At 40.1% G+C, this 13,580-nt stretch carries 14 protein-coding genes; 3 read left to right on the top strand and 11 right to left on the bottom strand.

Translation table 11 applies throughout. The features are described from left to right. Nucleotides 1–24: 24 nt before the first annotated feature. Nucleotides 25–1,230 carry a glycosyltransferase family 4 protein gene (locus tag QXD64_02610; GenBank protein MEM3396207.1) on the bottom strand — a complete coding sequence of 402 codons (1,206 nt, stop codon included), beginning with the start codon at nt 1,228–1,230 and terminating at the stop codon, nt 25–27. Between the two features lie 297 nt (nt 1,231–1,527). Here QXD64_02610 and QXD64_02605 point away from each other — a divergent pair, with 297 nt between their 5' ends. Then, entirely contained in the window at nt 1,528–1,995 is a 468-nt protein-coding gene (locus tag QXD64_02605) for a dTDP-4-dehydrorhamnose 3,5-epimerase family protein (protein ID MEM3396206.1), read from the top strand. Between the two features lie 43 nt (nt 1,996–2,038). Here QXD64_02605 and QXD64_02600 read toward each other — a convergent pair whose 3' ends face one another. Both QXD64_02600 and QXD64_02595 read right to left on the bottom strand, forming a co-directional pair. Then, nucleotides 2,039–3,190 (bottom strand): glycosyltransferase family 4 protein, encoded by a 1,152-nt coding sequence (locus QXD64_02600; protein ID MEM3396205.1) that lies wholly within the window; start codon nt 3,188–3,190, stop codon nt 2,039–2,041. Beyond that, entirely contained in the window at nt 3,187–4,464 is a 1,278-nt protein-coding gene (locus QXD64_02595) for a nucleotide sugar dehydrogenase (protein MEM3396204.1), read from the bottom strand. Before QXD64_02595 ends, QXD64_02600 begins: the two co-directional genes overlap by 4 nt. A 208-nt stretch (nt 4,465–4,672) precedes the next feature. Between QXD64_02595 and QXD64_02590 the strand changes: the two genes are divergently transcribed. Then, nucleotides 4,673–5,587 (top strand): hypothetical protein, encoded by a 915-nt coding sequence (locus QXD64_02590; GenBank protein MEM3396203.1) that lies wholly within the window; start codon nt 4,673–4,675, stop codon nt 5,585–5,587. On the opposite strand, the gene QXD64_02585 is transcribed toward QXD64_02590, so the two are convergent. From QXD64_02585 to QXD64_02570, 4 genes are read right to left on the bottom strand one after another with little or no spacing between them, the layout of a single operon-like run. After that, entirely contained in the window at nt 5,584–6,666 is a 1,083-nt protein-coding gene (locus QXD64_02585) for a DNA topoisomerase IV subunit A (protein MEM3396202.1), read from the bottom strand. The two genes, QXD64_02590 and QXD64_02585, sit on opposite strands and share 4 nt — an antisense overlap. Then, complete coding sequence (gene rtcA, locus QXD64_02580) at nt 6,667–7,677, bottom strand: RNA 3'-terminal phosphate cyclase (GenBank protein MEM3396201.1); 1,011 nt, start codon at nt 7,675–7,677, stop codon at nt 6,667–6,669. Nucleotides 7,678–7,681: 4 nt separating this feature from the next. Next, nucleotides 7,682–8,254, bottom strand: coding sequence for a 6-phospho-3-hexuloisomerase (gene hxlB, locus QXD64_02575; GenBank protein MEM3396200.1), 573 nt, complete (start codon nt 8,252–8,254; stop codon nt 7,682–7,684). Next, a complete protein-coding gene (locus tag QXD64_02570; protein ID MEM3396199.1) occupies nt 8,251–9,339 on the bottom strand; it encodes a TIM barrel protein in 1,089 nt (362 codons plus the stop codon). The genes hxlB and QXD64_02570 overlap by 4 nt, the downstream gene beginning before the upstream one ends. 107 nt (nt 9,340–9,446) lie before the next feature. On the opposite strand from QXD64_02570, the gene QXD64_02565 reads away from it, so the two are divergent. Beyond that, the gene (locus QXD64_02565; protein MEM3396198.1) at nt 9,447–10,181 is read left to right on the top strand and encodes a hypothetical protein; all 735 of its coding nucleotides are present in this window, start codon (nt 9,447–9,449) and stop codon (nt 10,179–10,181) included. Here the strand turns inward: QXD64_02565 and QXD64_02560 are convergent. The 4 genes from QXD64_02560 to QXD64_02545 are packed head-to-tail and all read right to left on the bottom strand — an operon-like array spanning nt 10,176 to nt 13,538. Then, nucleotides 10,176–10,628, bottom strand: a complete 453-nt coding sequence (locus QXD64_02560) for a MaoC/PaaZ C-terminal domain-containing protein (GenBank protein ID MEM3396197.1) — start codon at nt 10,626–10,628, stop codon at nt 10,176–10,178. The two genes, QXD64_02565 and QXD64_02560, sit on opposite strands and share 6 nt — an antisense overlap. A gap of 18 nt (nt 10,629–10,646) precedes the next feature. Then, nucleotides 10,647–11,789, bottom strand: a complete 1,143-nt coding sequence (locus QXD64_02555; protein ID MEM3396196.1) for a DapH/DapD/GlmU-related protein — start codon at nt 11,787–11,789, stop codon at nt 10,647–10,649. 19 nt (nt 11,790–11,808) lie between these two features. Next, nucleotides 11,809–12,555, bottom strand: a complete 747-nt coding sequence (locus QXD64_02550) for a 3-oxoacyl-ACP reductase family protein (protein ID MEM3396195.1) — start codon at nt 12,553–12,555, stop codon at nt 11,809–11,811. Next, nucleotides 12,552–13,538 carry a Gfo/Idh/MocA family oxidoreductase gene (locus tag QXD64_02545; protein MEM3396194.1) on the bottom strand — a complete coding sequence of 329 codons (987 nt, stop codon included), beginning with the start codon at nt 13,536–13,538 and terminating at the stop codon, nt 12,552–12,554. Before QXD64_02545 ends, QXD64_02550 begins: the two co-directional genes overlap by 4 nt. Nucleotides 13,539–13,580 lie beyond the last annotated feature (42 nt).

Here is a 13,580-nt window from a genome sequence, read left to right as displayed (position 1 = left end):
TCCCCTCTAACCTCTGTCAAAATCCTAATCTCTTTTCAGCAATCTGAGAATAGCATCCACGGCTCGTTTTCCTACAATAGCCGCATCGTATTCTTTTTCAACGAGAGTACGACCAGATTTACCAATTTTTACACAGTCAATCCTTTCGTGAATGATGGTTTCTATGACCTCTTCAAAGGACTCTACATGACATACAAATGCATTTGAGCCATGAATGAGAGAAAATCCTCTTGTTCCTTCTGGCGTTGTGATTACTGGCAACCCATAAGCAAGATACTCTAACATCTTTATATTCATGCCAGTGCCAAAAGCTGTTGGGTTTAGGGCAAAATCAGCAGCAGCAAGGCAAAGTTTTTTTGTTTCCTCATCAATGTAACCCATCAATCTAAGATTTTTTCTCGGAGTAAATAATTTTGAGATTTTACCTGCAATTAAAAAATATAAATTTTCAAATTTCTCTGCAAGCCTGGTGATTGTAGGAACAGCAAGTACCCTATCCCGTACACTTCCTCCTCCAATAAAGACAGCGACTTTTTTTCCAACCAAGTCAAGTTCTGCTTTTGCAATTTGTTTCTCCTCTTCAGTAAATGGTTTGATTTTTTTTGTGTCAATACTAGCTGGAACATAGATGAATTTATTTTTTTCTATTTTATAGTATTCGGACATTCCGATCATATCTTCTTTAGAAATAGAAAAGATTAGATTACATTTTTTTGCAAATTGACCTTCAAAATAGTTATAAAACAGTTTATTAAAGTAGTAGGTAGGTTTGGTGTGACTTCTGAAGTATTCTGCCTCAAAATTATGTGCCCTCAAAACTTTTGGATAATCGTGAAGAGAATCAACTAAAGTATTCCCCATTGGAGATTCAAATAATATTGCGATTTCACCAACCCTTTTAGCATAGTCGGCAACAATAGTTTTTACTTTTTTTCTTGTGTTAGGACTCAAAAACATATTAATTTCGTTCACAATAGGCACAGAGGGAATAATTGTGAAAGGCCTTAAAATCCCTGAAATTCCTTTCTGGACTAGATAACCTTTTGAAGAGATAGGCACATTTAACACCTCAAATGGGAGGCTTTTGGGATTCACTTCAGGAAACCTGGAACAATTAATGTAAGTTACATCGGCAAACCTAGAGAGTGCTGTAAGATGTAAAATTATTCCGATGGTCCCACCGTACTGTAAATTTGTGAGAGGTGTGTTTCCGATAGAGATTATCTTCATTAGTCAACTGTAAGTGCAACTCTCTAATCAATATTTCTAAGAAAACACCAAGGATGTAATTGTGCACTAAGTTGTTTATCCCTTGCAGGACAGATACCTTTCTCCAAAGCGCAAACCAAATTAGTGCACATCCTGTTTGAGGAGGATAAAGCAGTTTCACAAATGTGTGGTGTAAGCCCATTCTGAAGGTATAGAATGAATAAACTACTGGATGCTCTGAAAAATTGCTGGCACTTATGATTTTTCTGCAGCCCGGTTCTCATAATCAATAAATACCTTTAAGTGTATGCCTCACCCATGATTTCAGGTGTAAAAACAAAGTCCTTGCGTGTCATTCCAGATGAGAGAGGTCGCCTGATGGAGATTCTGCGTGCTGATGATGAAATTTTTCTCAAGTTCGGGCAGGTCTACATGACCACAACATTGCCTGGTGTTGTAAAGGCCTGGCACTATCACAAGCTCCAGACGGACTATGTTTGCTGTCTCAAGGGGATGATAAAGTTAGCTCTCTATGACTCAAGACCAAATTCTCCCACAAAAGGTGAAATCAACGAATTTTTCATCGGAGAATACAATCCATTGCTTGTTGCTATTCCAAATGAAGTTTACCATGGTTGGAAATGTGTGAGTGAGTCTGAAGCGATAGTTATTAACATTCCAACAGAACCATACAATCGCAAGCAACCAGATGAATACCGCTTACCACCCGACACAAAGGAAATTCCATATGACTGGATTCTTACACCCGGGAAGAAACATGGGTAGGCAGAACTACAACCAATTGAGAACTGCCTAATTTGTTCTATCTTCAACTTTCTGCAGTAAGCCTAGAATAAAGCTGAAAGAGTTTCCCTTTTACATCACTCCAACTCATCCCTTTCCTCCTTATAACTTCCTGAGCTTTCTTTATTTTTTCAATCGTTTTTACTTTCTCACTATATGCAAGACGAATTGCATTAGCTAAACTCTCAGCATCTTCCGGTAGATAATAATAAAAGCACTCATCAGAAAATACCTCTCTAACTCCCGGCATGTCTGAAGAAACAACTACATAACCCAAAAATGTATATTCTAGCGCTTTATTCCCCAATGCAATCCAGGCAAGTCTTATGTTTCTACACGGATGGACAGCAATGAACCAGTCGGATGTTATCAACTTTCTCCTCAACTCATTCTGTGGTACAAATCCGTACAAAAATACTCTGTTTGTCAGATTTAATTTCACAATCTTTTCCTTTATCCGAGGTAACAGAATGCCATCTCCAAAAATATGAAACTTAAAGTCTGGAAGTTTTACCATTGCATCCAGTACAGTATCTATATCTTGATACTCTGTGAGATTTCCAGCAAAAACAATGTCTTTTGCATCACTGCATTTCGGCGGATAGAAATCTATATCTGGAACATTTGGAATTACTGTTAACTTTTCTTTTTTTGTTCTTCTCTCAACAAGTAATTTCGCAATGTATTCCGAAACTGTAATTACAGCATCTGCAACTGAGGTGCTTATTCTCTCCGCAAGGCATACAAGCTTGTAAACAAAACCCTCTCTTGCATTAAACTTGGATAGATAAATGTCAGGCATTGACTCATGCAAATCCAAAACAAGCTTTGCACCGAAGAGTTTTGGGAAAATTCCAGCAAACACAATGAAATCAGGTAGAGAATGTGTGTGCACAACATGGTATCTCTTTCGGAAATGGAAAACAGATACTGCAAATGTAGCAAGCAAAAAAAACATTAAGTATTGGTAGACATACCGTAACTTCCCGCTTTCTCGTGCAGTTTGCATTGGTAATCTGAACACGCGAACTCCGTTTATTATCTCTTCCCTTTTTTCCCCACTTTGCCTTATGCAGATTATATCTACGCTATAACCATTTCCTGCAAGCGCCTCTGCCTCTTTTCGCACTCTTGGATCTTTTGGGTAATAAGTATAAGCAACCATGCAGATGTTCATTTTCCAACACCCAGGCAAATCTGTGTAAAACCTTCCATTTCTGGCAGAAAATTTCTTGTGTCAACAATAATTTTGTGTCTGAGATGTTGTGTGAGAATCTCTGGTGATAACTCTTTATACTCATTGTGGGCTGTAACAAGGACAAGGCAGTCAGCATCTTGAATGCACTTAATCAAATCCTTCTCAACAAACTTTGTATTTACATGCGGGTCGTGAACTCGCACTTCCTTCACTTTCTTTTCCAGCAACTTTCTAACTTCCTCGGCAGGAGTATTTCTTGTATCGTCCGTGTTTTCCTTGTATGCATATCCCAAAATTGTCACAATTGCATCCTTCATCTGGATTTTGTTCTTTTTCAATGCTTTCTTTACAAGTTCCACCACATGTTCTGGCATCTTCTCGTTAACTTTTCTCGCTGTAAGCAACAATTTTGGCTTAAATTTTCCTTTTAGGGCATAAATAAACAGATATGGGTCCTTCGGAATGCAATGTCCACCAACACCAGGACCAGGAAACACCAAATCTCTTAATGGTGCTTTGTTCACAAATTTTCTCACTTGTGAATAATCTATCCCAATTGCTTCACATGCCATTGCAATTTCATTTGCAAATGCAATCTTGAGGTCACGCTCAGCGTTTTCCACAGTTTTGACCACTTCCGCAGTAAGCCAATCAGTAGGATCCAAATCACCTTTGACAATCTTTCTGTAATATTGGATAGCTCTCTCTATTCCCTCTTTTGTGTTACCACCCACAACACGATGCATTGTTTCTATGTGAAGTAGGGTTACACCTGGTGCAATTCTCTCAGGGCAGTGTACTAATTGTAAATCTTTCCCCACTTTCAAGCCTGATGCTTCCTCTAGAATTGGTTTAACCATTTTCTCCATAGTGTAGGGCGCAACTGTGCTCTCCACCACAACCAATATCCCTGGTTTTATATTTTTTCCAACATTTAAAACTGCGTTTTTTAGTGCATCATAAATGGGCTCCTTTGTTATCTCATCAATGGGTGTCTGCGTGCAGATAAATATTGCGTCTACCTCTCTGCAAACAGAAAAATCATCTGTAGCTTTTAACCTCCCAGATTTTATGACCCGCTCAAACAGCTCAATTAAACCTGGCTCATCTTCTCCAAACGGTAAAATCCCTTTATTAATTGTGTTGACCTTTTCTTCGTTGACATCAATTCCAAACACATATTCCCCATTGTCTGCAAATTTGCAGGCAAGAGGCAAACCCACATAACCAAGACCAACAACAGCAATTGACATGGATGATATGAGAATAAATGCAGATAATAAAGTTATCTATGTATGCTAAAAGCAATCTGTCCGCAAAACTTATCATCTCCTTTATATTGTCTCTCATTCATGCTGTTGGATACAGAGACGACCAGTAAGTAAAGGAAGTGGTAAGGTCATGTATTCCCTGTATTATGTGTTTTGTCCAATTTTGTCCTTTCTTTTTACACTTGGATTGATGCCTTTTTTAATTCGAAAACTAAGGGTTAAGGGTTACAAAGGAAGAGATATGTACAAGCCCAACAAACCTGAAATTGCGGATTTTGGTGGCATGGGGATTTTTGCAGGCACAATTATCACAATCTCAGTCCTAGCTACCTTTGACACAATTTTTGATGTTTACCTCCTGATCCCCCTCTTTGTAATCACTGCCTTTTTTGGCTTCGGCTTGTTTGATGATTTACTTGGAGTCAGTGGCAAAAAATTTTCTGGAATAAGAAAAGCAATAATGGTCCTCTTTCCATTTCCGCTTGCCCTTCCTGTAATTTTGCTCTCTCCACCCGAAGTTTATCTCCCATTTGACATTTCCTTTTCACTTGGATTGCTCTTAATCATCGTGGCACCACTTTATGTAGTTGTAGTTGCCAACCTTGTAAATATCTTCTCCAACTTTAACGGCCAGAGTGCAGGCAATGTTTTTCTATGTTTCCTCTTCATAATTGCAAAGTGTCTGCTTGTGCAAAAATTCGAAACATTACCACTAACTTTGATTCTCACAGGTTCAGTACTCGGTTTTCTTGTCTTCAACTGGTATCCTGCAAGAGTGTTTCCAGGTAACTGTGGCGATTACATGATGGGTGCTGCCGTGGGGGTTCTCATTGTTGTAAACGGTTTTTACAGCTTTGGCTTTGTGATGCTCATACCAATGACACTGCATTTTCTCCTTTCAGTTTATTGGCTTAACTTCAAGAAAGATAAATACCCTCACCAGAAATTCGGAGAGGTAAGAAAAGATGGAACGCTGAAAGTACCTCACCCATACTATCTGTCCTGGCTCTTCCCATACTTCTTCAGATTGAAGGAAGAACAGGTGACACTCATCACAATGGTGCTTACTGCCTCTTTTGGAATTCTCGCTCTGGCCTTCTTTTAAATTATCCCCATCTCCTGCAGCTTTTCAGGCAAATAAGTGTCTGTGACATAGTTCAGTCCGTACTTTGCCAGTGACTGCTGTTCCGCCTTCTTGTTAATTTTAAGCATAAGTTCAATCTCGTTTTTCCAGAATTCATCGTTAAATCTTGGGTCCGTGAGTTCAGCATGCAATGCAGCAATGTCCTTATCTGTGAGTTTGTCAGAAGGCAAATCGTAGTTAACAATGTCTGAAGCAGTAACACCGAGAAACTGAGCGGAAGGAGTTGCCAGGTACTCGCTGATATGGGCTGTCTTAATTGCACCATATGCAACACTTGCGTAAATTCTGAAAGACCAAGGGTCTCCATCTGTGAACACCACCACTGGCAGCCCAAGTTCTTCATTCAGCCGCTTTATGAACCTCCGCGTGCTTCTTGCTGGCTGTCCCTTCAGATGAACAAGAATCGCATCATAGTCCTCATCAAAACCATTCTCAGCCAATCTATCAAACATACCACCGCACTCTATTGCAATCACAAATTTCGCATCCGCTTCCACAAAACTGATTTTTTCCTTTTCCACATTGTAAGGCAAAGCATAGCCACCATCACCCACATCATCCCTGCAATTAATTCGTTTCTTCTCACCCTTTCGGTTAACCTCTTCTATTGTCAAATTCCCTATCACAGAAGCTCCATTCTCCTCCGGCCTCAAATGAAAGTCCTCTCGCATTGCAGAAGCTACAATTTCAAGGTCCTCCACAAGCTTGTTAGATTCTTCCTCGCTTCCAAACTTTGCAATCTCCCACTGCTCAGAAATGTAATAAAGCTCTCTCAAGGTAGAGGACTTACCAGTCCTCAACATCTCTTCAATAAACTCAATCATATGCATCGTTCGCAACAGCATCAAAGCTCCGTCAAGTTTCTTTGCACTTCTCGTGCCAAGCATCTCCCCAAGCTTCCAGACATTTGTTTTGGTTGAGAACGAAATGTTTTGCTTGCTCCTCACAGACACCTTCATCGCTGGAATCTCACCATTTGCAATCTGGTTGTAAATTTCTTCTACGATTTTTAGCATCTTTTCCTTTTTTTCCGCCTCCATTTAACTCACCCTTACCACAACCTTTTCCTTCTCCTCAACAAATTCAATTTTTTTCTGTAAAAATTTATCAATCACCCAGGCAACAGTTCTTGCATGCAAGCTCACATACTTCGTTGTGAATTCAGACCTGCCCTCTGCAACCGCTAAAAACGGTAAAATCTGGTCTGCCATTTTTGAGTCCACTGTGCACTCATTTGCCAAATTTCGCTTCAACTCATCTGCACACTCCTCGCCAATCTGCTCTGCTGGCACACCCTTTTCTCCCACACCCGAACTTCCAAGCACGGTGTTCTCATACTGCCCCCACAGAGTGATGCTCACACCAGGACATCTCGCGCGCACCCATTCTATTTCTACCGCCATCTCTTCGCCGAGAAACACTTTAAGAGCAGCATGCTTCATTCTTGAAGGCACATGTTCTGGTAGATGGGCACAAACAATCTTCCCCACCAACTCAAGTTCCCCTTCAGGTTTCGTACAGACCCATGAATGAAGCTGTGATTTTCGCAGATTGAGATTAACAATTCCACCTCCTGCAGGATAAAACCCATGCTGTTCCACATGAATCTCTGCTTCCACACCTAATTTTTTAATCAGAGACAAAAGCACCTTTGCTACATAATCCATTGTCGGAGCCCTTGTAACATCTGTTCCACCGATTATTGTCAGCTCAAGCTCTTCATTACCAACTACAAAAGGTAGAAGCACTGACTGAAGAAGAAGTGCAATACTTCCTGCTGTTCCTATGTCAATTTTCTTTTTTCCACCCCTTGGTTTCCCAGGCAGAATCTCCAACTCTGTTGCTCCCACTCTAAGCCCATTAATTTTCGTATCGCTTAACTCAGTGAGTAATTTCAGTGCTGAAAGGTGCTGAGGTCTTAAACCCGCTCTTTCTCGCTTTGCCCTTATGTTTTTTATTCTTACTGGCTGTTGGGTAATTAATGCAAGGGCTGCCGAAGTCCTTACAATCTGGCCTCCGCCCTCACCATAGCTTCCATCTATCTCAATCATCTATTTACACCATTATTGCATGCCTAGCTCTCATCGTGTCCTCATTCTCATTCTTCTTTTCCATGATCTCAGCCACAAGGGCATCAAGGAATATGAATGCCGCAACTTCAAAGAGTGTGCCCAGTGGTGCAAACCTTCTGTGCTTTGTATCTCGTTCTATCTTCAGTTCCAAAATGTGGTTTGCAGCCAATGCCAGTTTTGAATGCCTGTTGGATGTGAGCACTACAACCTCTCCACCTACTCTTCGCACAATGTTAGCGGTCTGGATTGCAGAATAGGTCTCGCCCTTGTTTGAGACAATAAACACGAGGTCGCCATGTTCCACAATCGGTGTAATTGTCTCACCGATAAAGTAAGCGCGTAACCCCATCTGCACAAGTCGCATCGCAAATGCCTTACCCACTATACCAGAGCGTCCAGCTCCATAAACAAAAATCTGCCTTGTTTTCAGAATCTTATCAACCACAACATTTATCGTCTCAATGTCTCCATTTTCAAGAATTTCTTTTACTCGCTCTAGAATGTAACTCTTTGCCTCCTGGAAAGTGCTCTTCTGGTTCTCACCAGTTGCATTCATTTCTCTTTCTTCCCTCCCTTGGCAACTTTCTTCTTCTGCCTTACTTCCTTCATCTTCTTGACTTCTTTCTTCACCAGTTTTTCCTTTATTTTTGCCACCTTCTTTGCAAACACACGCTCATACATTATCTTCATGTACATTGCATCATGTTCGAGCAATGGTGAATTTGAAATTATTGTGGCATCGTAATTGTTGTCTATTAGTATCTCTGCTAATGGCTCAAATTTCAGTGTCCCACCCTTTATTGGTGTCATTCTTACCTCTGCGGTGCCCTCCACAATCACACCAGAAAACACAATGTAGAGTTCTGGTGAAAATTTTCTCGCCTTCTCAAAAAGTTGATAAATTTCACCTTTGTCATTCATTTTGCCACCAGTTCTGGCATGAAGGTGAGGTATATTCAACACTGGCTGTGTTCCCTTAACCTTCTTGCACAACCCAAAAATTTCGTCCATTGTGCCTATGATATCTTCTCTTCCACTGGGTTCCAGTCCGAGTTTGGCTTTGATCCCGTGTTCTGCATACCACTTTGTGATGCTAGCAATTTGTTTCTCCACAATTGCTAAGGACTCCCGCTTGCTCCTACTCTGGTGGTAAGGCCCGAGATGGGTTACTACAAGATTGCAATCTAGCTCTTTGGCAATTATTCCACCTAGCTTCATGTAAAAAATGCTTTTCTGGATAATTTCTGGCGAATTACAGAGGTCAATGTAGTAGGGCACATGAATTGAGAGTGAGACATCTATACTCTTTGCGAGTTTGTTCAGTTCTCTTAGGTCTGCCACATTCCTAGTTGGGGCAGTAAGCAGAATCCTCAGTGTGTCCTTTCCACGAATCTTCTCAGTCATGTCAGAAATCACTGTTGTCCCCTTCTTTTCCTTACGCACGATTTCAAACACAAATTCACTCACTTCTGCCATTGGTTTTCCTATCTCATCGTCGTAAGGTGAGCGTTCAACCACATTCACACGGAGAATCTGGTATTCCAGTGCTGTGAGACCAAGAGAATGGACATCAATAATTCCGTCTCGCAAGGTTCTCCCTTTACATGAGAGCGGAATTCCTGCTGGACCAAATTTAATCATGGCATTCCTCCAACTTCTTCCAACCAAAAACGAACCTATATAAGTGCCTTTCCGTAGCTATAGTTGTGGTGAAGAAAAGTTAAATACTATTCCATGTATGCACCACTATGGAATGGAACTCGGACTTCAGTTTTGACTATTACAGGAAAATTCTGTCTGTGCTTTCCAGTGAATTTAAGTGTGAATTGCTAGCGGACGTGCTAGAGAGGGAGATTGAAAAACCCACTGTTTGCATTCGTCATGATATTGATGTTGACCCCAAGAGGGCGATTGCAATGGCTGAGATTGAGCAAAAACATGGGCTTGTTTCCACATACTATGTGATGGTGAATTCACCACTATACAATGTGGAGGAACATTGCGATGTTCTCAAAAAATTACTAGGTATGGGGAATGATATTGGGCTCCATTTCTCCAGAAAAGAAATCCAATCTATTGAGAAGATTGGTGTAGAAGTGGCGAGTGACTGTAGGATTTTGGAGGATTTGCTGGGTACGAAAGTGAGAACTATCAGTTTTCACAGACCACCACAGCAGGTGCTTCGTTCAAGTGAGCACATTGCAGGCAGAGTGAACGCATATTCTGCTAAACTTATGGAGTGGTACATTTCTGATTCTAGATGTAGATTTCGAGCTGGTGAGCCAATCCGGGTAATAAAAGAACATAAGGGCAAGATTCTGCAGTTTCTTACGCATCCCATTTGGTGGGGCGAGAAGCATGCTTCTGGTGTTGAGCGAATCACCGAATGGTTTAACCAGAAGACAGTAGGGTTCAGCAAGCAACAAAAAGAAGAATTTGCGAAAAAGGTATATGAGGAGATTGATGTGTTTCCTAATTTATGAGTTTGGTCTTTTCTTTTTTATAAGAAGTAAGGTATCGCATACAAGGACTATGTCCCCCTTCTGGTTTATGATATTGTTATTACATACGAGAATTCCACCTTTTTCATCTTTTTCTCGTTTTTCTTTGATTTCCATCTCAAGATGAATCGTATCTCCACTGAAAACAGGTTTTGTAAATCTAAGACGATCTATTCCATAAAATGCAATCACGGATCCCTCAAAGACACCTAGCCTTACCCACATACCTGACATAATTGAAAGCAGAAGCAAACCATGAGCCACTCTTTTTCCGAATAAAGAATCCTGTGCATACACATCATCTACATGAATACTATTCCAGTCACCACTTAGCATTGCAAAAGTAACAATATCTGTCTCTGTTACTGTTCTTCCCGGTGACCTATATCTCTCTCCGAGCTCAAAATCTTCAAAGAATTTCCCGCACATGCAAATAAATGAGGAAATCTATATAAATAATTTCTTCTTAATTTTCGGGGGTAAAGACCTGAAATGCCTCGAGAAAATTCTTATTCCATAATGCCTTAAAAAATCCCGTAAGTCATCACTAATCTCATCATCCGAACCCTTCCAGGAATAATCCCGAAGATTTATCACGAAGTCCTTCTCCGTTGCCTCGCAATCATCGAAAGAAAGTATAATTTTTCTTATGCTAGAATCCGCGAGATTTTGTTCAATCTCTTTTATAGATAAACTGAATATAATTTCAAATTCGGTGTTGTTGTGCTTTCCATATATTATTGTGCAACTATCATCTTTAGAGTACTTTACCTCATCTACCCTATCCTCTAACAATGTGCTATATTCATAAAGAATTTTTTCCACAATCTCCTTTTTATTTTCGATCGTTAGGTACTTTGGATAATCAGGCTTCGTTTTAATAATTTTAGCAGGCACACCGCCTATCACACAATAGTCAGGAAAAGATTTAGTCACTACAGCACCTGCACCTACCGAACAAAAATTTCCTAGGGTTACCCCTGGCAATATCAATGCTCTATAGCCAATTATTACATTATTTCCAATTCTCACAGGGGCGAACTCACTAGAATATCCTTCAATCACGGGATTCCAAAATCCGTGTGTAATAATCGCAGATCCAGGACTCATCCCAACATTATCTCCGAGCTCTACTGGCATGCACACATTTATGAAACTATCGTGAATAACGCATCTTTTTCCAATCTTAATTCTTGCAGTTGGTCTATCCGAACCGCCTCCTCCAATAATAAGTGGAATTGGATTATCGTCAGAGTAGAAAAATTCTCCAATCTCAATTGCCCTAGCCTTAAATAATGCATTTTTTCTAATAATACTACATCTCCCAACAGAAAATTTCTCGTAAGCAGTAATCTTAGCATGTGAATCAATTCTTGTCTTTTCTGAAATATTTATATGGCAACTTCTTATCTCAACACCATCACCTATTTTTACATCTCTTGAAATTACTATATCCTCTCCAACAATTTCTGTATAATCTAGAATTTCAACGCCTTCTTCAATAATCAAATTTTTAGCATTAATTTTAACATTTTTTCCGATTTTCACATTATCAGCGATTTTGCCGTTCCCGAATTTAATCTCACACATTTTTTCCCCTCCGACCAAATTACATGAATATTCCACCGTTAATGTGTATAACCTGACCTGTAATATATCCTGCCTCCTCGGAACATAGAAACAAGATAAGTGAGGATGCTTCTTCCACTTTACCAAATCTTTTTAGAGGTATTTGTTCCAAAATTTTTGCTCGCAACTCCTCAGAAAGTCTCAGATTCATTCCTTCTTCAAAATAACCCAGTGCCACACAATTCACTGTGATGTTCTTATTTGCAACCTCCCTTGCCACGGCTTTCGTGAATCCAAATAACCCAGATTTTGATGCCGAATAATTACTAGCACCGACTACGCCAATTTGTCCAACCACTGAAGAAATGTTCACAATTCTACCCCAGTTGTTATTTCTCATGATTGGTAACACATGTTTCGTAACCAAAAATGTCCCTGTGAGATTCGTTGCGATAACATCCTCCCATGCTTTTTTATCCATTTTCCATGAAATACTATCCTTAAAAATCCCTGCATTGTTTATAAGAATATCTATCTTTCCAAATTTATCTACAGATTGTTTTACAATGTTCATCACATCATTTTCATCTTCTACATTTCCTCTGTAGATTTCAACTATCTGCCCATACTTTTCTGTGATTTCTTTTTTCGTCTCTACAGCAATATTTTCATCTGATTTATAGACCAAACTTAACATAGCTCCTTCTTTGGCGAAAGCATGAGCATACCATTTTCCTAATCCTCTTGTACCCCCAGTAATCAAAACTACTTTGTTTTTCATTCTCATTCAACCACCTCAATTTTTTTGTTCTCCATCGCCTTCAAAATAGCTTCGCACACTTTGATGTTCTGCACGCCTTCTCTGCCATCTACGAGTGGTTTTTTCTTTTCTAGGATTGCATTTACAAAGTCCTCGTGTTCTAGTTTGAGCGGTTCCTGCTTCTTCAAATAAATCTGTCGCATGTTATATTCCATTGGGTACTGGTAGGAATCGCCCGGCTCAAAATCCATGATTTGAGATGTAGAAACATTCAATTCCTGCTCAATGTAATCCAATTCCACAAAAACCTTACTGCAGAGCAGTTCTAGCTTCCTTATCTTAATTGGTGCAAGCCAGTTCACAACAATTGTCCCCTTTACACCATTTGCAAAATCCAGCAAAATGTTGGCATGGTCCTCATGGGCCCCCCCATTCATCTTCCCTCCAAACGCAGAAACACTTACCACCTCACTATCTGCCAGATATCGCTGCACATCCACTTCATGCACACCGATGTCATTCACAACCCCAACATCGTTGATTCTTGCAGGAAACGGAGATATTCGCTTTGAATACATAGCATAAACTTGCCCGAACTGTCCCTTCGTTATCGCGGTCTTCACAAACTTTACTACAGGGTTATGCCTCTCTATGTGGCCTACAGCAAGCGTAAGACCTTGGGCCTCAGCAACCCTTACAATCTTCTCTGCACTCTCAACATCAATCGTAAGCGGTTTCTCCACAAGTATATGCTTTCCCATATTCAACATTTCAACAGCAATTGGCTCATGGGTCTTTGTAGGTGTAGCCACTACAACCGCATCCACCTTATCCTTCATCTCTCTAAAATCCTTAAAATACTCACAACCAAATCTTTTTGCCACTGCTTTTCCAGTTTCTTCATTCAAATCAGAAACAGCAGTCAAAACCACATCCTTTCTTAGTGTTGCCGCAACCCTCGCATGGTTCTGCCCCATTACACCTGTACCAATCACTCCAATTCTTAACATTCCAATCACCTTTCAATACATTTGCCCCTATATATTTTTATC

This window comes from Thermoplasmata archaeon (assembly GCA_038874435.1).
Taxonomy (GTDB): Archaea; Thermoplasmatota; Thermoplasmata; order Lutacidiplasmatales; family SKW197; genus SKW197.
The sequence above is the reverse complement of the archived record's forward strand: the minus strand, read 5'-3'. Positions and strand labels throughout refer to the sequence as shown.

Excerpts from the sequence above, each read along its gene's own strand:
- QXD64_02610 (MEM3396207.1), bottom strand. The coding sequence starts at position 1,230 with ATGAAGATAATCTCTATCGGAAACACACCTCTCACAAATTTACAGTAC.
- QXD64_02605 (MEM3396206.1), top strand. The coding sequence starts at position 1,528 with ATGATTTCAGGTGTAAAAACAAAGTCCTTGCGTGTCATTCCAGATGAG.
- QXD64_02600 (MEM3396205.1), bottom strand. The coding sequence starts at position 3,190 with ATGAACATCTGCATGGTTGCTTATACTTATTACCCAAAAGATCCAAGA.
- QXD64_02595 (MEM3396204.1), bottom strand. The coding sequence starts at position 4,464 with ATGTCAATTGCTGTTGTTGGTCTTGGTTATGTGGGTTTGCCTCTTGCC.
- QXD64_02590 (MEM3396203.1), top strand. The coding sequence starts at position 4,673 with ATGCCTTTTTTAATTCGAAAACTAAGGGTTAAGGGTTACAAAGGAAGA.
- QXD64_02585 (MEM3396202.1), bottom strand. The coding sequence starts at position 6,666 with ATGGAGGCGGAAAAAAAGGAAAAGATGCTAAAAATCGTAGAAGAAATT.
- rtcA (MEM3396201.1), bottom strand. The coding sequence starts at position 7,677 with ATGATTGAGATAGATGGAAGCTATGGTGAGGGCGGAGGCCAGATTGTA.
- hxlB (MEM3396200.1), bottom strand. The coding sequence starts at position 8,254 with ATGAATGCAACTGGTGAGAACCAGAAGAGCACTTTCCAGGAGGCAAAG.
- QXD64_02570 (MEM3396199.1), bottom strand. The coding sequence starts at position 9,339 with ATGATTAAATTTGGTCCAGCAGGAATTCCGCTCTCATGTAAAGGGAGA.
- QXD64_02565 (MEM3396198.1), top strand. The coding sequence starts at position 9,447 with ATGGAATGGAACTCGGACTTCAGTTTTGACTATTACAGGAAAATTCTG.
- QXD64_02560 (MEM3396197.1), bottom strand. The coding sequence starts at position 10,628 with ATGTGCGGGAAATTCTTTGAAGATTTTGAGCTCGGAGAGAGATATAGG.
- QXD64_02555 (MEM3396196.1), bottom strand. The coding sequence starts at position 11,789 with ATGTGTGAGATTAAATTCGGGAACGGCAAAATCGCTGATAATGTGAAA.
- QXD64_02550 (MEM3396195.1), bottom strand. The coding sequence starts at position 12,555 with ATGAGAATGAAAAACAAAGTAGTTTTGATTACTGGGGGTACAAGAGGA.
- QXD64_02545 (MEM3396194.1), bottom strand. The coding sequence starts at position 13,538 with ATGTTAAGAATTGGAGTGATTGGTACAGGTGTAATGGGGCAGAACCAT.